The organism is Gammaproteobacteria bacterium CG11_big_fil_rev_8_21_14_0_20_46_22 (genome assembly GCA_002796245.1).
Classification (GTDB): domain Bacteria; phylum Pseudomonadota; class Gammaproteobacteria; order UBA12402; family UBA12402; genus 1-14-0-20-46-22.
The window spans coordinates 35060-59447 of the sequence record PCWT01000008.1; the positions used below are offsets into that span (position 1 = coordinate 35060).

A 24388-nucleotide genomic window follows, 5' to 3' on the forward strand; every position below is an offset into this window, starting at 1 on the left:
AGCTTCACTATGAAGCAACGAAGCAAGTTTTCAACAACAGTTTTTTACAGAGAATTTTTCTGGAAATAGCCAGAGTCGCTTTGTATGAAATGCCAAGTGAGTTGCAATCCCCCGGGTTATCTCTCGCCGTAGCTGCTTCGCAGCAAAGGCGGATCAACCCAGGCTACTTTTTCTGCGTATTTGTAGCAACCGTCTTTGCGAGGAGCGCAGCGACGAAGCAATCTCCAGGTTAATGAGCCAGATTGCCGCGCTCACTGGCGTTCGCTCGCAATGACGTTAGCGATAAAATATAGCAACCGTCGTCAATAAACCTGCTGCTCCAGGGTTTCTTTGACCTGATTAGAATCAGCACTGGGAGCCACACTATCGCTGCTTTGCGCAGGCACGTCATTTTGCCTGAATGTTTCAAACACCGCGTCAGCCTCACCCGGTGCCGCCAGCGCACCCGTTTTCGGGTTAATTTTTACCCGCACCAAGCCGGGGGGCTCCGGCATCACCGACTCAGGCGCGCCATCGAGTGCTTTACCCATAAAGTCGATCCAAATCGGCAATGCCGCTTGGTTGCCAAATTCATACAGAGGTCTTGGCGAGTCAAACCCCATCCAGGCAGTAGCAACCAGATCATGGTTATACCCTGAAAACCAAGCATCGCGCTTATCGTTTGTGGTACCCGTTTTACCCGCCAAATCATCGCGCTTTAAGCTAAGCGCGGTTTGCGCCGTGCCGTGTTTGATCACATCTTGCATGGCCAAAGTCATCAAGTAGGCATTTTGCGGTGTGATCACTTGCGGCGCAACATTATCTGGCGGTGTGGCTTGCGCATCGGTTAAACAAGCCTCACAAGCTTGCGGTAAATTCGCTTGATAAATCGTTTGTGTATCATTCATGGTGACATGATCGATCAAATGCGGCACCACCTTGTAACCCCCGTTAGCAAACACGGCATAGCCTGTGAGCATTTGCATGGGCGTAACCGAGGCCGTACCCAGCGCCAGCGATAAGCTATTGGGCAGTTGATCGCGCTGGAAACCAAAGCGCGTGGCGTAGTCAATCGCATACGGAATACCGATCAACTGTAACAAGCGGATAGACACCAAGTTGCGTGATTGCATCAGTGCTTCTTTCAAGCTCGTCATGCCGTAAAATTTTCGCGTGTCATTTTCTGGACGCCAGAGTTGATCGTTATCTTCAAGTACCACCGGCGCATCGTTCAACATGCTAGCCAATGTGAAGCCCTTATCCAAAGCCGCTGAATAAATAAACGGCTTAAAACTTGAGCCGGGTTGACGATTGGCTTGCGTCGCGCGATTAAACTGGCTACTGGCATACGAAAACCCACCCACCAAGGCTTTGATGGCACCATTTTCAGGGTGCATGGCAATCAGTACCGCTTCAGCCGCAGGCACTTCGGCTAGCCACCCATGCGTGGTTTTATACGTAAAAATCACATCGCCCAGCGCTAAAATATCGCTAGCAGCATTAGGCTTAGGCGCCAAATATTCCTGGCCGTTTTTCATGTATTGCTTACGCGCCCAAGACAACCCCGCCCAGGGGATTGTTTCCAGCTTGCCGTTAGCCAACATGATAGTCGCCGACTGATCAGCCAAGCCAATGACCACTGCCGGCTGAAGGCGATTGACTGTTTTAATTTTTTGAAGCGCATCCTGCCAGGCCGTTAAATCATCGGGCACTTTTGTTCCAAAACTTTTTAGCACACCACGGTAACCGTGGCGTCGATCATACTGCATCTCACCTGTGAATACGGCTTGATTGGCCGCCAGCTGATCCGCTGAGTTGATCGTGGTGTAAACATCCAACCCTTTTTCATAGGCATCTTGGCCGTATTTCTCCGCCATCGCTTTTTGCACCATGGCTGCCACATACGGAGCTTTCACCTCAACACGCGGGCCGTGATAACTCGCTGTGAGCGGAGCTTTTACATATTGCTGATAGTCTGCTTTGCTGATGTAGCCCTGATCACGCATCCGTGTTAACACGTGATTTCGCCGATCCAAAGCCGCCTGCGGATTGTATAAAGGGTTTAAGGTGGATGGCGCTTTAGGCAAGCCTGCCAGCATCGCCATTTGCGGCACAGTGAGCTGCTTGAGCGGCTTACCGTAATACGTAAAAGCCGCGGCTTGCAATCCGTAGGCGCGGTTTCCATAGAAAATTTTATTAAAATAGAGCTCTAAGACTTTATCTTTAGAGAGTTCATGGTTAATGCGCATGGACAACAAAATCTCGCGCAGCTTGCGGATATAGGTTTTTTTGCGCGTTAAAAAGTAGTTTCGCGCAACTTGCATGGTGATGGTACTGCCACCCTGTGCTTTTCGACCCGTGGTCACCAGCACCAAAGCCGCGCGACCCAAGCCCCAAATATCAATACCGCCGTGCGAGTAAAAGCGCTCATCTTCGGTCGCCAAGCTCGCGTCAATCATCATTTTCGGGATTTGATCCAGCGTCACAGGGATGCGACGCTTAGCGCCATATTCGGCGATGAGTTGATCATCCGCGGTGTAGATACGCAAAGGTTGCTGCAACTGCACATCTTTTAAGGTTTTAACATTCGGCAAGCCAGCTTCTAAATACACCAGCAACACCGTTGCGAGCAAACAGACGATAAACGCCAAGGCAACACATGCCCAAAATAATCGCTTAAAGAACTTTTTCATGCCCAGTCACAACACATCAAAGCGGGCAGTATAGCGGGCTTTAGCCGCTTTTTAAATGCCCGACAGCCAATGAGGCTCTAGGGCGCACCCCTAACTCGGAACCACGGCCAGCATAAAATCCATGCCGCCTGGGACTTATGGAAAGTTACCCGTCTATCGGCAGATTAAATTGCTTTTCATGAGGAAGGCTTGAGTCATCCACATTGTCCGATCCCAAGTGAACATTGGGATCATCATCTCCACTGACCAGGACAGTATAACTATTAAAGGAGGCCGGCTAATCGCGGATCCGGTCGATGGCGCAAGCTCGCAACCTAAATCTTATACGCTCAATTCAACCCCAAATTAAGCCGTGTGCTTGCTTGACTTTAAAGTGCAAACATTCAATCATTGGCCCTCATTTTTTCACACCAAAGGAACCCAAAACCCATGAAAACAGCTTCTAAATCTCTACTTTTAACCGCTATCGTATTACCTGGCTTCGCGATGGCAGGCTCATCCACAATCAGGCCATCGGCCAACAACACTCCCATTTACCTCGGTATGGGCCTCGGTGTTCAAAGCCTGAAAGCTGAGAACCGCTTCGAAAACGGCGGCCAAGATGACTTTGGCAGTCACGGCCTACTCGCTGGCCTCTACGCAGGTTACAACCACCACTTTGCACGCCGCTTTAACTTAGGTGGCGAAGTCTTCTTTAATTTGGCCAACACCAGCGCCTCTTCCTATGGATCATACGACCCATCATTACATTTTAAAAACCGTTACGAGTACGGCCTTCGCTTGTTACCGGGTTATCAGCTAACCCAAAATACGTTTTTCCATCTGATTTTGGGCGTGGAAAACGCTTCCTTTAAATCTAGCACAGGCGGCTACAACAAGACCTACACCAAAACTGCGCCTGTAATCGGTATTGGTAGCACCACTGGCTTCACGCAACACCTCGCATTAAGAGGCGATATCAGCTACGCAAGTTTCCCAAGAGAATCTTACACGCTCAATGGCACAAGCTTCAAAACTCGCTCGTCCATGGTCGAAGCGATGCTGTCTCTCGTTTACAGGTTCTAATGTTGAGCAGAGCCTATGCCCCTGCATATCAGGGGCATTTTTTATTACCCCAGCACTTTCCTTTCTGTTAGACTCGCAAACCATGCAACGTCATGGACAGGACCCCTTATGAACCCATCTAAACGCGCCATTTTTGTTTGCCTGGCTGGCGCTCTTTTCTTTTATTACGCGTTTTTCCAAATGGCCATATTCAACAGCTTAAGCCAGGATTTGCTGGTATCGTTTCATTTACAAGCCGCGCAGCTCGGCAACTTATCCGGTGCCTACTTTTTGGCTGATGCCATCGTGCTCATCCCCACCGGTTTATTGCTGGATCGCTTTTCAGCGAAAGGGTTGATGCTGATTGTGATGGGCTTATGCACCATCAGCACCTTATTCTTTGCTTACACCACATCGCTAAGCGTGGCCACAACTGCGCATGCCATTGCCGGCATTGGCAACGCCTTTGCCTTTTTAGGTAGCATGACACTGGCCTCTCGCTTTTTAAGCCACAAGCGCTTAGCACTCGGCATGGGCTTAATTATTACGATCGGCATGATTGCTGGCGTGGTGGCACAAACCCCGTTCACGTTGCTGATTCAACACGTAGGCTGGCGCCACGCGGTCATGATCAACGGTCTCAGTGGTGTGCTGATTTGGGTATTCATGCTGCTTGCCCTCAAAGACAAGCCCGACAATGCCATCTTGCCACAATCCACACAGTCACTCTCACTAATTAAGCAAATCGCGAAAGTCACGCGCAACCCTCAAAACTGGATCTGCGGTGCTTACACCACGCTAATGTATTTGCCGATTGTCATTTTAGGTGAGCTTTGGGGTGTGATGTACTTAACACAAGCCCGCGGTTTTACCACGACGCACGCAAGCAACATCACCAGCATGATTTTTTTAGGTATGATGTTGGGCTCGCCGGTGCTTGGCTGGTTCTCCGATAAAATCACACGACGAAAATCACCCATGATCCTCACCGCCTTGCTCACACTCAGCACTGTAGCGTGGATCTTGTACGACCCTTATCTTTCCATGAGCAGTTTGATGGCTTTGTTTTTCGCGCTCGGATTTTTTGCCTGCGGGCAAGTGATCTCTTACCCCACCATGGCTGAGTGTAATCCTGTTCAGCTCACAGGCTCAGCACTGAGCATTGTGGCCATCACATTGAATCTCGGCAGCGCGATCACCCAGCCCTTGTTCGGGTGGATCATGCACTGGAATTACCCCGCCAGCCAACACATCACACAGTACGCACCAGGTGACTACAACTCTGCGATTATTATTTTGCCCGTCGCACTCATCCTTGCAATAGGCTTAAGCCTGCGCGTGCGTGAAACGTTTTGCCGTAATGATTTAATGAGCGAAGAAACACCTAGCAGTGCAACACAGGTTTAAAATATAGCTTAACTTGCGCAAGCCTCTTGCAACGCAGTACAAATAAAACTGTTCACGCTGACATCATGCTGTGACGCTTTAATCGCAACCTGTTTATGTAGTTCGTGCCCCAAACGAACATTCAACGAACCTTTGAACGGATGCTCTGGCGCCATCTTAAGTTCAGCACAGGTATCCAAATAATCATCCACCGCCTCACGAAATGCTTTTACAATGCCTTGCGCGGTTTTTGATTCATAAGAAACCAAGGCTTTAATAAACTCTAGCTTGCCATAAAAAATAATGTCTTTGGCGTCAAACTCAATCGAGCCAAAATAACCTTTGTGTTTAATCAATGTTTTCATAACTGGCCTCTCATCTCCAACGTTTTGATCAATTGCCTCAGTTGATAGCGTTTCAAACTATTTGCCGGATGCGGCTTATGTAAAGAAATCGGCGGATACTCAATATGAGCAAACTTCACACGTGAACCACTGGTTTTACCTGCGCTCAGTTCACCATAGCCGAGCTGTTTTAATAGTTTCTCGAGCTCTGCCCAACTAAAGTCAGTAGGCTCAGCCAAAAATCGCTCAATTAATTTTCTTTGCTTATTCACAAAACACGCCTCATTCTACAATAGCAAACACAATAAGCAACTAAATTTAGTTGCTTAAGCCTTAAAGCCCAAAAAGGAGATTGCGCGAAAACACACAGACTGAAGAAAAAGAATAAAGAAGGACAAACGAAGAGCTGCATCTTAATGCATTCTTCGAACCGTTGCTAGGGCCTCATTGACTCTCCTGGCCGCAAAGCTCCTACACTTTTCGCTTCAGGTAAGCAAATGAGGACACGCCCTAGACGCTCAACTCAAAAACGGGCGGCCATGGTGCGCCGAGTGAGCTCTTCAAGCTCGAGCGCCGTGTAGCCAAAATGATCCATAGCGACTTGATATTCGTCTTCCAACCAGGCACCAAAAAATGTGGGGTCATCACTGTTTAAGCTGACATTAGCGCCGCGCTTTTTCAAGAGATGCAAAGGGTGGTGCTCATAATCCTTATAAAAGTCGAGCACGATATTACTGCTGGGACAAACTTCCAACATGACTTGCTCGTCGACCACGCGAGCCAACACCGCCTCGTCTTCAACGCAGCGCACACCGTGACCAATACGATCAGCCTTCAAGACATCTAAAGCCTCGATCATTTCAGACGCAGGCGTACTTTCACCGGCATGCACACTCAAACCCAGTCCTTGAGATTTAATATCACGACACAGGGTTTTAAATACTGATAAGCGATGCTGGATGGTATCGCCTGCAATATTGGCACCCACCACATATTCATGACAAACTTTCATGGCCTCCCGCACAATATGATCGGCTTTAGCCGGCCCTTCATGGCGGTGGATAGACAACAAATAACGGGCAGTCAACCCCCAGCGCCTTTTCGCTTCATCTGCCGCTGCAACAAGGCCTGACTGCATCACCTCATACGCCACGCCATTGGCTTTCGCCACATAGGGTGAAATAATCACTTCGCTGTACTGTGTGTTCGTTTTGGCCAAGCCTTCGAAATAATCCAGCGCGATAGTGTAAAAATCCTCATCGGTTTTTAAGACACTGGCAATAGCGTCATAAATCACATGAAACTCAGAAAAATCCGACCACTTCACCGTATCCGTGTCAGCGCACATGATGGCATGAGGCAAATCCACCCCGCGCTTTTGGGCAATTTCACGAATGAGCGCCGGCCGCACCGCACCCTCTAAGTGCACATGCAGCTCGGCTTTGGGAATCGTGTGAATCGTTGTCATGATGTCTTACCATTTTTTGGGCGCATCATACCGCCTGGGCAGCACAGGCTCAAGCTTAACACGGTTGTCCCATTAAAAGTATTTTGCTTAAATTGACTACAAACGTTCAGTTTTGAGGGGAGGTTGGACGCAAATTTGATGAAACAGCGCAGTGTACATGCAAGTACATGAGCACGTTGAAGAAAATTTGCGTTCAAGATCGACCAAAAATGGACGTTTCCTGTTTTAATGCCAGCCCTGTCAAGCTTAACCTTATAAAGATTTATGCTATGATAAACCCCTGTTGTATAAGGAATCTCAACCATGCGCTACTTCAGCTATGTCATCATCATCATTTTAATTTTGCTCGGCATCACCTTTGCCGTACTTAACTCGGACACCGTGACCGTACACTACTACAGCGGCGAACAAGCCCTGCCACTATCATTACTCATGGCCATCAGTTTCGCGATTGGGATCATCATTGGCGTGCTCGTGATGCTACCGAAAGTCTGGCGACTACGCCTAGAGCGTCGACGCCTTCGCAAAAAACTGAAACACGCCGAACAAGAAATTGAAAACCTCAGGCAGCTACCTGTGAAGGATAATCACCTCTAATGCATGGCGTCTCGCTACTACTGCTACTGTTAGCCGCAGGCTACTTGGGCTGGTACCTTGCTAAGCGAGGCGCCAAACCAACGCGCTTTTCACCAAAGAAAAAAACACCGCGCCGCCTACCCAAAGACTACATCAAGGGCTTAAATTTCTTATTCAACGAAGAACCCGATAAAGCTGTCGATTTATTTATCAAAATGCTCGAGGTTGATTCAGACACGGTTGAAACACATTTAACCCTTGGCGCTCTGTTTCGCAGACGCGGCCAAGTGGATCGCGCGATTCGCATCCACCAAAATCTCATCGCACGCCCCAAGCTTGAAACCGCTTACCGTTTAGAAGCGCTTTTAGCCCTAGCGCAAGACTACCAAAGTGCGGGCGTACTCGATCGTGCTGAAAAACTTTTTCTAGAGCTGATTGACCTAGGTCAGCATTTAAATATCAGCTTAAAATCCTTACTCTCCATTTACGAACAGGAAAAAGAATGGGGCAAAGCCATCGATACGGCAAAGCTATTGATGAACAAATCCAAAGTCGATATGTCTGTTAGGATTGCCCAGTATCATTGCGAGCTTGCCGAAATAGCCTTACACAAGAAAGCCTTTGACACAGCAGAACGCCAGTGTCGACTCGCGCTCCAGCACAACCTTCAGTGCGCCCGGGCACAGCTCACCCTCGCAAACATTTATTTTACTCAGGGCGCGCTTGATGGAGCGCTCAAGGCCCTTGAGATCATCAAACACGTGAACAACGAAGAAGCCTTCAAGCTACGGGCAACCATCTATACGCAAAAACAAGACCAGGCTGCACTAACACGAGCCATACAAGACATGCTAGAGCACCACCCTAAAATGCACGCAGCACTTGAAGCCTTTAGTCAAGACAAAGACATCGACACCGAATCTAAAATCAAGACATTACGTGAGCTTTTACGCGAAACCCCGTCACTGTCTGGTTTAAATGAGTTAATTGGTCTACAATTGCAAACAGCAAAAGCTGAGGTCAAAGAGGATTTGATGATACTTCACGGATTAGCCCAACGCTTACAAGCCGAACAACCGGACTACCAATGCAGTGAGTGTGGTTTTTATTCCAAGCAAGCCTACTGGCAATGCCCAAGCTGTAAAAATTGGGAAACACTTTCACCCGCTGGCTCAAATAACGATAAGAAAACGCAACAATAATGCAGCCCTCTCACATCACCATCGCACCCATGCTGGACTGGACGGATCGCCATTGTCGTTATTTCCATCGGCAACTGACGCGACATACCACACTCTACACAGAAATGATCACCACAGGCGCACTGATTCATGGCAATGCCGAGCGCTTTTTGCACTTCAACCCTGCAGAACAACCCGTGGTGTTACAGCTCGGCGGCAGCAATCCTCACGAGCTTGCACACTGTGCGAACCTCGCAGAAAAACACGGTTATAACGGCATTAATTTAAATGTGGGTTGCCCCAGCGATCGCGTGCAAAACGGACAATTTGGCGCTTGCCTCATGGCCAAGCCCAAGCTTGTCGCTGATTGCATCGATGCTATGCAACAAGCTTGCGCGATTCCTGTGAGCGTTAAAACGCGCATTGGCATCGATGATCACGATGACTATGCTTTCCTTGTAAACTTCGTACAACACCTAGATGCAGTTGGCTGCCAATGCTTGATTGTGCATGCACGCAAAGCCTGGCTTTCGGGCTTAAGCCCCAAACAAAACCGTGAAATTCCTCCCTTGCATTACGAGCGCGTGCATCAACTGAAAAACGATTTTCCACACTTACAAATACTGACCAACGGCGGTATTAAAACCTACGAAGACATTGATAGAGAACTACCCTTTATCGACGGTGTGATGATCGGGCGAGAAGCTTACCAAAACCCCTATTTTCTCGCTGAAATTGACCAACGCTATTTCGGTGAAACAAGCATCCTCACTCGACATGACGTGATCGAACGCATGAAACCCTACATTGAAGCTGAGCGCAAACACGGCACACGCCTGCACAGCATCACCCGCCATATGCTCGGCCTTTTTAATGGCTTACCTGGCGCCAGGCACTGGCGCCGGACGTTAAGCGAGCAAGCTCACCGAAGTGATGCGGGGCTTGAGGTGCTAGACGCTGCCGCTTCAGGAGCACCCTGAGGCAACTGAGGCAAACAACCAGCCCCGCTAAGAAGCGCCCCTAATTCATCGCCGCAGAGAGGGGATACGGGGTCTCCGCCAAGCAAGCTAAATCCTGCTGGGCTGCCTGGCCCCAAAAGAAAGTCCTGACCAGCGCCTGCTGGGCTTGGCGCGCCGAAAAAAGCCGCGCCATTGCCACCCGCGCATACCCTTGAGCCTGAGCTTCCGCTTAAATCCAATGGTAAAGCCCCCGCTGCAGCTTCAGAGCGGCTTCCTATTTGTCGCAGGCAGTTTAAGAAATACTCGCTTGCCTCAGGCGTTACCCACTCTTTTGGGTAACGACAAACATGCTGCTCAAAAAGCTGAGCTGACTCCAGAGAAAAAAGTCCGGCGATAGACTGAAGCTGCGCCTTGCCCGCCAGACTAATCAGCTTCATGAATAAGAAAACCGGTTTTTTTCGTACAGTTTTCCTGTCGATCCTCAGTGTGAGTAAATAGGTAATGAGCGCCTTTATATGGGCATTCATCTGAAAATCTAGTAGGCGTTGTGCGATGAGGATTAAGTTTTTCTGGGTTGCCGGATCATCAACATTTTTATTAGGCATGACAGTATTAATCATCTTAACGACATCTTTTTTTGAATGACGCAAGCTAAACTCAATCAGCGCCTCGTGTGTCCAAGCTCCGTCACCCTCGCCTACGCCTAATAGTTTGCTAAACTCAGTTAATTGGCTGGCATTACAGATACTTTGCAATGCAAAAGCAAATAGAGCGCCAGTCTGCACTGTGCGGTGTAAAAAAAAGTCTGTTAATAAAATAGCTTGGATATACCGTTCAATATCCCGCTCTATTTCATCGTCATTAATGGTATCTAACAGTGTCTTCAATAAGACAAAAAATGATTCTTCCTGAAACTTGCTCATTGCAATGTTTATAAATAGAATATCTTGATGAATATTTTTAAAGTAACGGAATAAAGGCGCTATCAATGCAGAATTTATACTTTTTTTTGGTAGTGCTTCGAATATCATGATATCGCTCACACCGCGCCTTGCTGCTCTGGCAAGTTGAAAAATTTCTTCGCATGTGTCTATCTGAAGATTTAACATACACGCAATGCTGCCGTTACCTCTACTTAAATAGCCTATTAATAGTTGTTCATTTTCATTTGTTTTATTGCTTGCCCACTGTTGATAAATCACCTCGAAAAGGCTTGGAGAGGGCTCGCTGTGTCTCAATAGAAGCCTCGTCGTCGCTATAGGCTGTTGGGTAGAAGGCGCCGGTGCCGTTTGGCCCGAGTCACTGACAGGCATTAGCGGATACCCTATGCGTCCGGCGCTATTTAGGATCTTGTAACGAGTTTCATCGTCTAGCAACCTTATTATTCCTGTCGACAGGCTAAACCTTATTTCATGCCTTACTAAAGAAGCTAAAACCATGGTGGGGTCGATATTGTTGAGCAATGCTAAAAGGATAGAATCAGCCTGCAAATCCAGACTCGCTTGATCTTTTATGCCCCCTAATAACCTGTCCACGATGAGGACACGATGCTGACTCTCGGGAATGAGATCGCGCAGTTTTGAAACAAGCAATGAAGGATTGTTATCGTAGAAAGGCAAGACTGCCGGAAACCACGATAGGATAGATAGAGAGCACTCAAGCAGTTTTTTTAACACAATATCACGTGTTGACGTATCCTCTCGCGTGTATTCCATAAGATGCGTGACGGTGAAAATGGCAATATGGACTGAAATGAGAGGGCCATCGGGAACTCGATAGTTAAACGTATAGCCAGGAACGCAAGCATTGATACAGGCCATAATGAACTCGGGGTCGGCTTCTCTTAGCGCTCTTACAAAAATACGTTTAATAATTTTTAAGACATCAATAGAAGAAACAGCTAACCATATTTTTTTTAAATCTTCCCAGCTCAAGCCCTTGCGCCGTATGATAGCAACGCTCACCGCCATTAGCGCATCTGGATCATCAGCAAGTTCTTTTAATTGATCCGCCTTAGCCTGATGTAAACTAAAGTCGGCCAATACTTCATGAAATAAGACAACTTGATCGGGTGGAGAGGCTTGATAACACGCTAGTAGCGCCCTGACGCGTAGGCTTAAGCCTACGGATGTTGTTGCTGTTAGGATCCCTTGAATAAACGCTTTTTCGAAGCGAAAAGGTGTTAGCTCTAAGCTGTGTATTATGCATAAATGATTGACTATGGTAGCTAACCAACCGGTAGATGGGTGTATACCCGCTTGGAGATTCCACAACATGGTCTGGCAACACGCATCAATCTGCTCCCCAATAGCGGCGTCAATCCGATCTGGTGTGACGTGCGAAGCCGGTGGCGGCGGCAGGTTTGCTGAATCTAGTTCTGCTGAATCGGGTGTGGCGCGCAAAGCCGGTGGCGGCGGCAGGTTTGCTGAATCTAGTTCTGCTGAATCGGGTGTGGCGCGCAAAGCCGGTGGCGGCGGCAGGTTTGCTGAATCTGCGGTTCTTTTTCCGAGGACGGTATTTCCTGGCGTTTCTGGCGTTTCTGGCGTTTCTAGCATGCTTATAACCCAATATTATTTATTTATTTTTAGGGCGTATTAACCATGGGTTTTTCGAAACGAAAATCAAGATATGAGACAAAAATGAAAAAAATCGAAACACAAGCTGAGCCTATGCCATGAAATTTCTGTAGTTTTTGACCGATTTCGCTTGATTTGCAGTCGGAAACACCCATTGCCAACACACCCTAACGTTATACTCGCTAAAGATTAACCTTTTATTAACGCGCCGAAAGACCTCTTCTTTTTTGGCTTTCCCGGATTACGCGCTTTGCGCTACATTTCGATATCTAACCCCGAAAAAGTGCCCCGACAATCGCGGTGTTTTAGGTGGTTGGACTCGCTAAATTATGCTATCTTTCGCCCGCGTTAAAACAAAAAGAGAACTAGACATGAGCGTTTTGACCATCGATTTCCAGTCGCCGAATGCGCATCGCGATTTTTACCAATCCTTGAAAGATACAGGTTTTGCTGTACTGACTCATCACCCGCTGAATAATGATCTGCTCAAGCAAGTCCACGATGAATGGCGCGAGTTCTACCACTCGGGCAAACAGCACGCTTACCCTTGGATCAATGACACACAAGAAGGCTATGCGCCATTTCGCAGAGAAAATGCCAAAGGCACCGCCCACAAAAACCTGATGGAGTTTTTTAATGTGTACACCTGGAGCCTTTACCCCGACGAACTTTCTGGCAACGCTTTAAAATTGCACAATAACCTAGGCCGCATTGCCGCCACGTTGCTGGGCTGGCTCGATGAGCAGCTGCCTGAGGCCACCAAAACCAAGCTTTCCATGCCCTTGGCCAAAATGGTGGAGGGCTCATCCAAACATTTGATGCGCGTGATTCACTACCCGCCACTGAGTGGCGAAGAGCACCCTGAAGAAGTACGTGCTGCCGAACATTTCGACAGTAACTTACTCACAGTATTACCTGCACCGAGCATGCCTGGTCTGCAAGTCAAAAATAGTCAGGGTCAATGGCTGAATGTGGATTACACCACAGGCGATATCGTGATTAATACGGGCGATATGATGACCGAATGCACCCATGGGCACTTAAGCGCCACGGCGCATCGCGTGGTCAACCCCGAAGGTGACGCCGCGTGTAAAGAGCGCATGTCGACCCCCTTATTTGTACACCCACGCGATGACGTAAGATTATCTGCTCGCTACACTGCAAGGCAGTTTAGCCGCGAGTATTTGCGTGCGAACGGCGTACTGAGTTAAAAATAGCGAACGCTTTAGGGCGTTTGACAATCATCCAAACGAAGGAACAAACGATGACATGGCAACTAAACGCAGTGGATTTTCAAGCTGACGACGCATCACAATCTTTTTCAGACTACGTGCACAAAACAGGCTTCGGTGTATTAACGAATCACCCGATCAATCCACAACTCATTGCCGATGTTTACGCAGAATGGGAAGCCTTTTTTCACGATGAGCGCCGCTTTGACTACGCTTTTGACCCAGTCAGCCACGATGGTTACATTCCTTTTGATAAGTCTGAAACCGCCAAAGGTGCCGCGAAAAAAGATTTGAAAGAATTTTTCCATCTGTATTTGCATGGCCGTTACCCGGCGATGCTATCGGACAAAACGCGCACACTTATGACACAAATGATTGACGTCGCTTCCACCTTATTAGGCTGGCTAGAAGAAAACACGCCCAAAGAGATTCGTGCACACTTCTCCATGCCCTTGAGCGAAATGATTAAAAATTCACCTCGCACCTTATTTCGCATTTTGTATTACCCGCCACTCACAGGCCATGAAGAGCCTAACGCGGTGCGCGCTGCGGCTCATGGTGATATTAACTTACTCACCTTGCTACCAGCCGCCACAGCCGACGGCCTACAAGCGCTCGGCAAAGACGGCCAATGGCACACTGTGCCCACCGACCCGAAATACCTAATCGTCAACGTGGGCGATATGTTGGAAGAGTGTGCCAAGGGGTATTACTTCTCAAGCATTCACCGCGTGATCAACCCAGAAGGCGAAGCCGCCAAACAAGCGCGCCTATCGTCACCACTGTTTCTACACGCCCGCCCTGAAGTGCGTTTATCTGATCAACATAGCGCAGCAAGCTATTGGGCTGAGCGACAAAAAGAGCTGGGGCTGGACAGGGCGTGAGTCAGTGTTGACTTTAGCCAGATTTACCTTAGAATTCACGTCGAAATCGGGATAGGCGGCCAATTTCCTACAAAATACCCGCGCTTTTGCTATTATTTTTGTAAGAAATCACTTGCAAAAAAGACAATTATTGCATACAATGTGGCCAACATAAAAACAATATGGGTATGAAAATGAAAAAATTAGCTTTTTTAGCCTTAGCCGTGGCTTCTGTTGCAACAACATATGCAGGTATACAGGCTTTCACTGTAACAAATGACTCAGATTATACACTGACCGTTAGTAATCCGTCGGAAACCTTGACTGTTCCCCAAGGAACAACATCAAGACTAGTTGGCGCATATACTGATGATGGATATTGGCATGGCGACACAATCCAATACACAGATCAAAACGGTCAAGCACACACCGCAAAGATTTACGCCCCCAGCCTTCAGTTTTCAACTCAACATTGTGGTGGCTATCAAACCGGTGGATGGGCACTAACGCTAGGCAGCATGGACAGCAACAATTTTGCTTGCGGAGACTATACTGACGGCCTTGACAACACAACATATACCGTTGTTGTGACGAACACTGATGTAACACTTAACGCTAATAAGCGTATCGGCAACAAACTCGACTCAACTTACATCGGCATTTAAAACAAAAAAGCCATGCTACGATAATGACAGCATGGCTTTTCAAAACAACCTCAAAGCGACCCCAACCCCTCACGAATCATCCCTAACGCATCATCGATCTGCGCTTTTGTGATCACCAAAGGTGGCGCAAAGCGCGCGACCGTTTCATGGGTTTCTTTGCTTAACAAGCCCAAATTCATCAGCTTCAAACAAAAGTCACGCGTGCGCATAATCGATTGATCACACTCCACACCGATCAACAAACCTTTACCACGGATAGTTTTAAAGTATGGCGAGTTCATCGCGCGCAATTGATCTCTAAAATACTGGCCGAGCTCATAGGCATTTTGCGCCAACTTTTCATCGACAATCACATCCAATGCACAACTACCCACCGCCGCTGACAAAGGATTACCGCCAAACGTTGAGCCGTGTGTGCCACTGCTTAAGCCATGTAACACTTCACGGCGCGATAAAAACAAAGACACCGCCAATACGCCGCCGCCTAGCGCTTTACCTAAAATCAAGCCATCCGGTTTAATAGCGTCATATTCATAAGCAAATAATTTACCGGTGCGCGCCAAGCCAGTTTGCACTTCATCACAAATGAGCAAAACATGGTTATCGCGACAGACTTCGGCGCAAGCTTTCAAGTAGCCATCATCCGGCACTATGATGCCGGCTTCCCCTTGAATGGGCTCGACAATAAACGCGGCTGTGTTTTCATTGATAGCGTTTTTTAGCGCATCAACATCATTGTATTCGATCAGTTTAAAGCCCGGTGTGAGTGGACCAAAGCCAGCTTTATAACTTTCTTCCGATGACATACTCACAATCGTGATCGTGCGCCCATGAAAATTATTTTTACAAACAATGATTTCGGCTTTGTCTTTGGCCACGCCTTTTACATCATAAGCCCATTTGCGCGCCGCCTTAATGGCCGTTTCAACCGCCTCAGCGCCTGTGTTCATTGGGATCGCCATTTCTTGACCAGCCAAGCTACACGCTTTTTCTAAAAACGGGCCGAGTTGATCGGTGTAATACGCGCGAGACACTAAAGATAACTTAGCAGCTTGCTCATGCAAGGCTTTTAAAATACCAGGATGCGCATGGCCGCAGCTGACAGCAGAATACGCACTCATCATATCGATGTAGCGCTTGCCCGCGTCATCCCATACATAAATACCCTCGCCCTTGCTGAGCACGACCGGCAAGGGGGTGTAGTTCGGTGCGCAATAGTGTTTTTCAAGCTCGATGGTGTTGTTCATTCTGTTTTACCTTTGATGTTGTTTTCAGGTTTACCTTTCCCGGGTTATCGTCGCGATGCTCTTCAACCTAGGCTACATTTTATCGCTAGCGTCATTGCGAGCGAACGATAGTGAGCGCGGCAATCTTGTTAAGTAACGTGGAGATTGCCACGTCGCTTCGCTTCTCGCAATGACGGCTACCACCTAAAACAGCTGCTATGCATCACCGCTATAATCAACTCAAACATGAGTTTTTCAGTCTGATGCTCCACATCCAAATGCGGATTAAACTCTGTGATTTCAAACCCAATAAAACGAGGGTCATCGAGCAGCATCGGCAAATGTTCGCAAAAAGCGTTAGCATCCAAACCACCAGAAACCGGTGTGCCCACACCCGGCGCATGGCTGGGATCCAAGCCGTCTAAGTCCACACTCAAGCCATACGCTACCGTGCCATCTTGCGCGATGCGTTTAGCTTCTGCAAGCACAGCCTTAAGACCTAGGCGGGCAACATCTTCAGCATAGAAGATTTTTACGCCAAGCTTATCTAATAACGCAGCCTCACCGTCTTCGTAATCCCGAATACCGATTAGACAAATATTTTGGGGCAATAGCACCGGCGGGGTTGCGATGAGTTCTGGGTAGCCATAGCCGAGCAGTGATGCGATCGGCATGCCATGAATATTTCCTGTAGGCGATGTCTCGGGCGTGTGTGCATCCATGTGTGCATCCACCCAAATCAAGCCCAAAGGGCCATCGATCTCGCGCTTCACACCCGTCCAAGTACCGATACCCGAAGCGTGGTCGCCACCGATGGTGGCAAAACACTCGCCGGTTTTCACAGCCTCACGCACCGCATCGCGCAACTCATGCAAGCCATCAACGATGTTGTGAAATTTATCGCCCACGAGCTTCGCTTTAATCATAGAAAACCACGTCGCATCGATGCCCGCCTCAGCCAAGCTGCTGAAATACGGCGACTGGGATAACGCCAACGGACCATCGCCGGTACCCGAAAGCCCAGCAGCCAAACCAGAAGCATAACCAATTAAATGCAAGGGTGTTTTCTTCATTGTTTACTTCGCCATAAACAGCATCGTATCAATCACCGAATCCGGGTTGAGCGATAAACTCTCAATACCTTGTTGGCATAACCACTCAGCTAAGTCTGGATGGTCTGATGGGCCTTGGCCGCAAATACCCACATATTTGCCTTGTTTTTTACAAGCATCGATCGCCATTTTTAATAGGCACTTAACCGCAGGGTTTCGCTCATCAAACGCTTTACTCACAATGCTAGAATCACGATCCAAGCCGAGCGTGAGCTGAGTTAAATCGTTCGAACCAATAGAAAAACCGTCAAAGTATTCTAAAAATTGATCGGCCAATAAGGCGTTGGATGGAATTTCACACATCATCATGACTTTCAGTCCACCCTCTCCGCGACGAAGACCGTTTTCTTCCAGTACTTCGTGCACCGCTTTGGCTTCATCCAAGGTGCGCACAAAAGGAATCATGATATTGGCATTATCCAAGCCCATCTTTTCGCGCACACGCTTGACCGCTTCACACTCTAATGCAAAGCACGCTTTGAATTCATCAGAGACATAACGCGAGGCGCCTCGAAAGCCGAGCATCGGATTTTCTTCGTGCGGCTCGTACAAGGTACCGCCCAACAGATTCGCGTATTCGTTCGATTTAAAATCCGACAAGCGGAAAATCACCATCTTCGGATAAAAGGCCGCGGCAATCGTGGCCATGCCTTCGGTGAGTTTCGCCACATAATATTCAACCGGATCACGGTAGGCTGCAATTTTTTTCGCGATTTGTTGTTTCAAACGTTCATTACGAAGTTGATCAAACTCTAATAAAGCACGCGGGTGAATGCCGGCCATTTGCGCGACAATAAATTCTAAACGCGCTAGGCCCACGCCTTCGTTGGGCACTTTCGTAAAGGCAAAGGCACGATCGGGGTTACCGACATTGAGCATAATTTTCACGGGCAACTCAGGCAAATTATCTAAAGCGGTTTCTTGCTTTTCAAACGCCAATTCACCCTCATAAATAAAGCCGGTGTCACCTTCTGCGCAGGATACCGTCACCGCGTTGACAGCCTGTAATTTATCCGTGGCATCACCACAGCCCACTACAGCCGGAATACCCAATTCGCGCGCAATAATCGCGGCGTGACAGGTACGACCACCTCGATTGGTCACAATGGCTGAAGCACGCGACATAATCGGCTCCCAATCCGGATCAGTCATTTCAGTCACCAAAACATCGCCTTTTTTCATGCGATCCATTTCACTTAAGTCGTTGATCAAACACACACGACCTTGGCCAATGGCTTGACCCACAGAACGACCTTCGGCTAAGACTTTACCTTTGGTTTCGAGTTTATACGTGATTTTTACATTCGTATTTTGTTGCGAGTTCACCGTTTCAGGTCGCGCCTGCACGATGAACAACTCACCACTCAAACCATCTTTCGCCCACTCAATATCCATCGGCTTTTTGTAATGTGCTTCAATGATTTTGGCGTAGTGCGCAAGCTTTTCTACATCGTCATCAGTGATCGAAAATTGATGCTGTGCATTTTCATCCACACTTTCTTGCTCGATAAGCTCGGCACTACCGGCCTTCGCGTAGACCAGCTTATGCAGTTTAGAGCCTAAATTACGGCGTAAAATAGCGGGTTTATCCGTGTCGATATTTGGTTTATAGACATAAAATTCATCGGGGTTCACACTGCCCTGCACCACCGCTTCACCCAAGCCATACGCCGACGTGATAAACATGACTCGATCAAAACCGGACTCGGTATCCAAAGTGAACATGACACCACTGGCGGATAAATCACTGCGCACCATTTGTTGAACGCCGACAGAAATCGCCACACTGGCATGGTCAAACTTGTGGTGCACGCGATAAGCGATGGCTCGATCATTGTAGAGCGAGGCAAAGACGTTTTTAATGGCGGTCAGTACGCTGTCGATACCGCGCACATTCAAATACGTTTCTTGCTGGCCGGCAAAAGACGCGTTATCCAAATCTTCGGCCGTGGCGGATGAGCGCACGGCCACGGCAAATTCTGGGTTGTCTTGGCTTAAGGTTTTGAACGCGTCGGCAATCTCAGCTTCAAAGCCTGGCATCAGCGGGGCATCGAGAATGAGCCCGCGAACGGCCTGGCCGGCTTTGGCCAAGGCTTTCACATCGCTGACATCCAAGTCGCGCACCAAGGCGTCGATTTTCGCTTCGATATCATTTTGGGTCACAAAATCACGATACGCTTGTGCAGTGGTGGCAAAGCCAAACGGCACCTGCACACCTAAATCGGTCAACGATTGGGTCATCTCGCCCAAAGAGGCATTTTTCCCCCCCACCGATTCGACATCACTCATGCCGACTTCGTTGAACCATTTGATGTACTGTGCTGCCATAAAACCCCCTGGAATTGGACCCAGGGAGTATAACGAGTTTGGCTTTGGGTGGCCAGCACCTGTGCATTAATGCCGCGTAACCGCTCGCGTTGTATACAAAGACTCGCCACCATCAGCAAGCCGCTTATCCATTTGCACACGAAAGTCGCCACATTCACCCTTGACCTTGACCTTCATTTCGGAAAAGAAAGCAGACCTAGACCAGCCATCTTTTTCCGTATTGGCGCAGTACTTAAAGCCCTGCGTACCTTTAGCCCCAACCACTGTAGCCATAAGAAACACTCGATGACAGGCCTCATACGCTTCTTGGCTTGGAAAATCCTCAGGCGTTAATGTCCACAGAGCAAACTGCCGCCCCGCGGGGGCATGGCCATTTTGCAACATGACAAGATTGGGGCTGGGATGTTCTGAATCATAATGAACCCCTCCCCAGTGCGCCTGCTTACGGATCGGCTTGGCCGGTGCAGCACTATCTGCCTCATAGGGCTGTTCCAGTCTAACACGACGCGCTTTAGGAAGGCGCTCATCTAACACGCCCGGCTGTACGGCTGCTTCAGTGCTCGACGCTGCCGAATCAGCTCTTGTTGGTTCAATCACCCGTAATGCAGGTTGATAGTTGTTTATGCACTCTTGCTCTTTAGCTGACTCCAAACGCCTGGAACCCGTAACGTCAAAATAGAGCTTGCCATCTTCTTCCGTATATCGAATGTTTTCTGGTAAAAATAATACTGCCAACAAGTCGTTTAAGGCGGCTTTCTGCATAACGGGCACACAACCCTCCCAGTGATCAACCGGCAAGCCCGTGTCGTGATCAAACCCGGGTATGAATTGCGCAGAGATGCGGGTCGCTTTCATAATGCGAACAACCTGCTGCTTAATAAAATTAAGCTCTTTGATTGTAACATTGATACTTGCGATTTTTTGCTTTAACCGCACCTGTTGATCCAATGAACACTTAAAATCTGCGCGAATAAAAAGCTCTGAACCACCAGACGCGACCACCTCGAAACCGGCTTCAAAAAACAGGCGGTGCAAGATTTTTACCCACTGCCTTCCTTTAAAATTCTCAATAAATGTTGGCAAGCTAACCCTAAAATAAACACGGTCTAGCCTATCACGCTCAAAAACCAAGCTCTCAACGTGTTGAGGCCTCACCCCCAGGCCATCACAGACATCGCAGAGTATTGCTTGTTGTTTTTTGATAGTAGAAGGTAAGCGCCAAGCCCGATATCGCTTTGCCACAAAACTTATCCCACTTTCGACCAAGCTCGATACTGCACTGGTGAAAAACATCGCAGGCACCGCTGAAGCATGTTCATCATCCGACACATTCACTCTGGCAGACTGAAACAAGACATGCCATGCAAGGTACGCTGCAGAGATGCCATTGCGCAAATACCAATACATATCCGCTTTGCGGGTTTGCGAAGTGCAAAAACGTTTAAGACGATCAATGTAGTCACCAGCCTCTTGCTCAGAAAGCACACTTAAAGCTTTGCTTGAACAAGGCTTGCCGGCTTCGCCAAAGAGCGGGTATTGGCGAAAAAATCGATCCATGGCGCGCTTTGCAAGCAGCATAAACAAACCTTTTGGCAAGGTTAAATACTCAATGGCTTGCCAATAAGTACAGCGCTGATAAATGGCTTCAAGCTTGGAAGGGTTAGCATCATTCAAGCGGTTTAGCAAAGTCGAGGTTGCCATGCTGGCATGTTTCTTTTCACTCTCTCGATACTGCTCTTCCGCTTGGTTTAGCAGTACTCTAAATTTCTCAGTTTCTAACTGTGCAGGCGTGAGTTTAGCCCTCACATCATCTAACTTTTGACGTGCGAGCTTCAATAAACTGCCATCAGCGTACTGTTTAATACGATCCTTTGCCTGATTAGCCAAGCCTTCACAACGTGAACGTAATGTTGATTCAAAACGAGAAAACAAATCGTTTAGCGGGCTTGTCGGGTCAATGAAAACCCAATCAATAAGATAAGATATCAACGTAAAAGCTATTAAACTCGTATAAAACTCACGAATATTTACACCAAGTCTTGTTGCCTGCTCTTCGAGGTTCTGAATTGTCACTAGTTGATCAAGGCGCACAGGGCTTTCCTTGACTAATGAAGGCTGCTGCTGACGAGGACGATGAGGCACTAAGGTTCTCCTACGTATTGAAACAGCCCTCAATAACTGCTTTTCGAGTGATTCACAAACACCATGTTAGCTTTGTTTCATTAAGACAGTATTAAATTGAGAAATTCCGGCTTAAGCGCTATCCTAAGCCCATGTACAAAATCTACTGCATCTCAGACCACACAGGCTTAACCAGCGAATCTTTCGCCAAAACGCTATTAAGCCAGTTTAAGGATTTACGCTACCGCTTTGAGACCATCCCGTTTGTGGACTCTCTGAAAAAAGCCCAAACGCTCAGCAACAAACTAGCCAAAGAATCCGAAGAAGACAAAGTCATCGTGTTTTCAAGCATCGTGGACCCTAACTTGCGCGAAGTATTTTTGAACAAGCCATTTGAATACATCGATTTGTTTGCCACGTTTTTAAAACGACTTGAATCGCATTTTGGCCAAACAGCGCTACGTGAAACAGGCCGCGTGCACGGTATGAAAGACATTAACCGTTATATGCACCGTATCGAGGCGATTGACTTTGCCGTGCAACATGACGATGGCTTAAAAACCGAGCACTATGAAAAGGCCGACGTTATTCTCACCGGCGTTTCACGTGCCGGCAAAACCCCCACTTCGCTGTACTTAGCCATACAGTACGGTATTCGCGCCGCGAACTATCCGCTGACCGAAGAAGATTTACAGCACGAAGGCCTACCAGCTTGTCTTTCAAAGCATCGTAAAAAACTCTTTGGCCTGATGATCAACCCGGAGCGCTTAAGTGAAATTCGCCAAGAACGCCTACCGGGCAGCCAATATGCCAACATTCAACAATGCCGAAAAGAATTGCACAAAGTCGCCCAGTATTTTGAGCAAGACGGCGTGCCCTATTTAGATACCACCAGCTTGTCGATCGAAGAAATCGCGACGAACATCATCACGGCGATGCAGCTTGAGAAAAGGTTTTGATTAGCGCTACGCACAAAAAAGCCCGCTTTACGCGGGCTTTTTCATAGTCTCTTTAAACAATGTGTTAGGACCATTTAAGCCTGCACTCAACTGTAGCAGTCGCAGACTGAAGATCTGAAGGTAACTTCAAGTGCATGACTAGCTCTCCACTGGTATTGGGTTCAAAAGGATCAATCATAACCTGTGTTTTATAGCCGCCAGGCTGGATAGTTTGCTCAACCATGTCATCACTGCCTTTAACCGAATGGAAAAGCTCAACAGGATAGCTGTAGCTAGTATTAGAGCAGGTCAAGCTGTAGTGCTCACCAGACTCAGCAGCCGTTGAAAATTTAAAGCCTTCAGGCTGCGTCGACGCAAGATGGATATTCATATACTGCCCAGCTTTAACAAGCGATGAGTTAGCGAATACGGTTCCGACCGCACCGAAAGCCATCAAGCCCATTATTGTCATTTTAAATAATCTCATGATAAATCTCCTAAGTTAGACAAACGCATTAACTGACTTGCTTAAACGTGCAATCGATATGTGCTTGCTGGTATATACTGAAATCAAGATTGGAAAAATTGACCATCAATATCATCGCAGTGTCGGCGATGCTTACATGATCCTGCGGAGACACTTTAAGTGGTCCGCTTGCTTGGCCCGGCATAATATTCGCCGATTCCCAATAGTATCGATCATGATTCTCATCACCCGGTTTAGACCCACCAAAGATGACTTTAACCGATCCAAGAACAACTTTAGGGTCGGTGGGCTTATACTCTTCACTGCGACAATTTACCTCGTAAACATTATTAGGATTATTATCCAAAAAATCGATAGCTTGACTATGAAACCCGATCCATTCATCAAGTGGAATCTGGTACTTAAACTCTCCCCCAGATAAAGCGGGTATGACGACAGTTTTCGTAGCCGCCATTGTCGTGGTCGATAATAGCGCTGCCAGCGGCAATACAAACAAACAGTTAGATAGTTTCATTGGATATTTCCCCTTTTTTTGTAATTAACCGTCATGTGACGGCTTGAGCAGTTTATCACCAGCTTTCAAATTCGTCGAGATTAGAAGTGAAAAGCAGCAACACTAGCCACAAAAAAAAAGCCCGACAGTATTTCCACTGTCGGGCTTTTTGAATTTAAAACCTGGCGATGTCCTACTCTCACAGGAGGGTAAGAGCGGACACTATCAAAGCAACGCTTTGATCCGCTCGAACGGGTTTCACACGGATGTGAAACCCTGGACGCACTTAGCGAGGGCCGGATGCCCGAGCTTAGTGGGCCCGGGGCTGCCCATGTGAGAGCAAAAAAAAAACCCGACAGCGGTTTGCACTATCGGGCTTTTAGAATTTAAAACCTGGCGATGTCCTACTCTCACATGGGGAGACCCCACACTACCATTGGCGCTAAACGTTTTCACTTCTGAGTTCGGGATGGGATCAGGTGGTACCCGTTCGCTATTGTCACCAGGAAACCGGTTTTTAGACACATTGTTAAAACGCTTTGCCGAAGCAAAACTTAATATGTCCAAAGAAATCTTTGGCGTATTCACAACACAAGCTTATAAAGCTCGATTTTCTCTTAGCCCAAATATTTGGGTAATATATGGTTAAGCCGCACGGTCAATTAGTACTGGTTAGCTCCATGCATTGCTGCACTTCCACACCCAGCCTATCAACGT

Annotated in this window: 21 protein-coding genes and 2 rRNA genes (1 of these 23 only partly in view); 9 read left to right on the plus strand and 14 right to left on the minus strand. The window is 47.8% G+C overall.

The window, feature by feature from the left end; translation table 11 throughout:
* Positions 1 to 302: 302 nt before the first annotated feature.
* Complete coding sequence (locus COV52_00735; protein ID PIR12070.1) at positions 303 to 2672, minus strand: peptidase; 2370 nt, start codon at positions 2670 to 2672, stop codon at positions 303 to 305.
* 429 nt (positions 2673 to 3101) lie between these two features.
* Here COV52_00735 and COV52_00740 point away from each other — a divergent pair, with 429 nt between their 5' ends.
* A complete protein-coding gene (locus COV52_00740) occupies positions 3102 to 3737 on the plus strand; it encodes a hypothetical protein (protein PIR12071.1) in 636 nt (211 codons plus the stop codon).
* 15 nt (positions 3738 to 3752) lie between these two features.
* Positions 3753 to 5123, plus strand: a complete 1371-nt coding sequence (locus COV52_00745) for an MFS transporter (protein ID PIR12072.1) — start codon at positions 3753 to 3755, stop codon at positions 5121 to 5123.
* Between the two features lie 8 nt (positions 5124 to 5131).
* Here COV52_00745 and COV52_00750 read toward each other — a convergent pair whose 3' ends face one another.
* From COV52_00750 to COV52_00765, 4 genes are all read right to left on the minus strand, one after another.
* Complete coding sequence (locus COV52_00750) at positions 5132 to 5467, minus strand: toxin-antitoxin system HicB family antitoxin (GenBank protein ID PIR12073.1); 336 nt, start codon at positions 5465 to 5467, stop codon at positions 5132 to 5134.
* On the minus strand, positions 5464 to 5718 hold the full coding sequence (locus COV52_00755; GenBank protein PIR12074.1) for a hypothetical protein: 255 nt from the start codon (positions 5716 to 5718) through the stop codon (positions 5464 to 5466). The genes COV52_00750 and COV52_00755 overlap by 4 nt, the downstream gene beginning before the upstream one ends.
* Positions 5719 to 5969: 251 nt before the next feature.
* Positions 5970 to 6914, minus strand: coding sequence for an adenosine deaminase (add, locus tag COV52_00760; GenBank protein ID PIR12075.1), 945 nt, complete (start codon positions 6912 to 6914; stop codon positions 5970 to 5972).
* Complete coding sequence (locus COV52_00765) at positions 6911 to 7219, minus strand: hypothetical protein (protein ID PIR12076.1); 309 nt, start codon at positions 7217 to 7219, stop codon at positions 6911 to 6913. Before COV52_00765 ends, add begins: the two co-directional genes overlap by 4 nt.
* Between COV52_00765 and COV52_00770 the strand changes: the two genes are divergently transcribed.
* Genes COV52_00770 through COV52_00780 form a run of 3 tightly spaced genes read left to right on the plus strand, consistent with a single transcriptional unit; the run spans position 7218 to position 9651 of the window.
* Positions 7218 to 7511, plus strand: a complete 294-nt coding sequence (locus COV52_00770; protein PIR12077.1) for a hypothetical protein — start codon at positions 7218 to 7220, stop codon at positions 7509 to 7511. The genes COV52_00765 and COV52_00770 overlap by 2 nt on opposite strands.
* Positions 7511 to 8692, plus strand: coding sequence for a lipopolysaccharide assembly protein LapB (locus COV52_00775; GenBank protein ID PIR12078.1), 1182 nt, complete (start codon positions 7511 to 7513; stop codon positions 8690 to 8692). Before COV52_00770 ends, COV52_00775 begins: the two co-directional genes overlap by 1 nt.
* Positions 8692 to 9651, plus strand: a complete 960-nt coding sequence (locus COV52_00780; protein ID PIR12079.1) for a tRNA dihydrouridine(20/20a) synthase DusA — start codon at positions 8692 to 8694, stop codon at positions 9649 to 9651. The genes COV52_00775 and COV52_00780 overlap by 1 nt, the downstream gene beginning before the upstream one ends.
* Here the strand turns inward: COV52_00780 and COV52_00785 are convergent.
* Complete coding sequence (locus COV52_00785) at positions 9594 to 12185, minus strand: hypothetical protein (GenBank protein ID PIR12080.1); 2592 nt, start codon at positions 12183 to 12185, stop codon at positions 9594 to 9596. The genes COV52_00780 and COV52_00785 overlap by 58 nt on opposite strands.
* A 350-nt stretch (positions 12186 to 12535) precedes the next feature.
* Between COV52_00785 and COV52_00790 the strand changes: the two genes are divergently transcribed.
* The 3 genes from COV52_00790 (at position 12536) to COV52_00800 (ending at position 14966) form a co-directional block, all read left to right on the plus strand.
* Positions 12536 to 13417 carry a 2OG-Fe(II) oxygenase gene (locus COV52_00790; protein ID PIR12081.1) on the plus strand — a complete coding sequence of 294 codons (882 nt, stop codon included), beginning with the start codon at positions 12536 to 12538 and terminating at the stop codon, positions 13415 to 13417.
* Positions 13418 to 13470: 53 nt separating this feature from the next.
* Positions 13471 to 14322 (plus strand): 2OG-Fe(II) oxygenase, encoded by an 852-nt coding sequence (locus COV52_00795; GenBank protein ID PIR12082.1) that lies wholly within the window; start codon positions 13471 to 13473, stop codon positions 14320 to 14322.
* 173 nt (positions 14323 to 14495) lie between these two features.
* A complete protein-coding gene (locus COV52_00800; GenBank protein ID PIR12083.1) occupies positions 14496 to 14966 on the plus strand; it encodes a hypothetical protein in 471 nt (156 codons plus the stop codon).
* 50 nt (positions 14967 to 15016) lie between these two features.
* Here COV52_00800 and rocD read toward each other — a convergent pair whose 3' ends face one another.
* From rocD to COV52_00820, 4 genes are all read right to left on the minus strand, one after another.
* Complete coding sequence (gene rocD, locus COV52_00805; protein PIR12084.1) at positions 15017 to 16213, minus strand: ornithine--oxo-acid transaminase; 1197 nt, start codon at positions 16211 to 16213, stop codon at positions 15017 to 15019.
* Positions 16214 to 16389: 176 nt separating this feature from the next.
* Positions 16390 to 17265, minus strand: a complete 876-nt coding sequence (locus COV52_00810; protein PIR12085.1) for an arginase — start codon at positions 17263 to 17265, stop codon at positions 16390 to 16392.
* 3 nt (positions 17266 to 17268) lie between these two features.
* A complete protein-coding gene (locus COV52_00815; protein PIR12086.1) occupies positions 17269 to 19632 on the minus strand; it encodes a phosphoenolpyruvate synthase in 2364 nt (787 codons plus the stop codon).
* Between the two features lie 66 nt (positions 19633 to 19698).
* The gene (locus tag COV52_00820) at positions 19699 to 21774 is read right to left on the minus strand and encodes a hypothetical protein (GenBank protein ID PIR12087.1); all 2076 of its coding nucleotides are present in this window, start codon (positions 21772 to 21774) and stop codon (positions 19699 to 19701) included.
* A gap of 131 nt (positions 21775 to 21905) precedes the next feature.
* On the opposite strand from COV52_00820, the gene COV52_00825 reads away from it, so the two are divergent.
* Positions 21906 to 22712 carry a phosphoenolpyruvate synthase regulatory protein gene (locus tag COV52_00825; protein ID PIR12088.1) on the plus strand — a complete coding sequence of 269 codons (807 nt, stop codon included), beginning with the start codon at positions 21906 to 21908 and terminating at the stop codon, positions 22710 to 22712.
* 64 nt (positions 22713 to 22776) lie between these two features.
* Here the strand turns inward: COV52_00825 and COV52_00830 are convergent, their stop codons facing one another.
* From COV52_00830 to COV52_00845, 4 genes are all read right to left on the minus strand, one after another.
* Positions 22777 to 23178: a hypothetical protein gene (locus tag COV52_00830; GenBank protein PIR12089.1), complete on the minus strand. Its 402-nt coding sequence runs from the start codon at positions 23176 to 23178 to the stop codon at positions 22777 to 22779.
* Between the two features lie 28 nt (positions 23179 to 23206).
* Entirely contained in the window at positions 23207 to 23692 is a 486-nt protein-coding gene (locus COV52_00835; GenBank protein ID PIR12090.1) for a hypothetical protein, read from the minus strand.
* 370 nt (positions 23693 to 24062) lie between these two features.
* Positions 24063 to 24178 (minus strand): 5S ribosomal RNA (rrf, locus tag COV52_00840).
* A 114-nt stretch (positions 24179 to 24292) separates the two neighbouring features.
* A 23S ribosomal RNA gene (locus COV52_00845) occupies positions 24293 to 24388 on the minus strand; its annotated part runs 1023 nt beyond the window's last position; the annotation flags it as partial.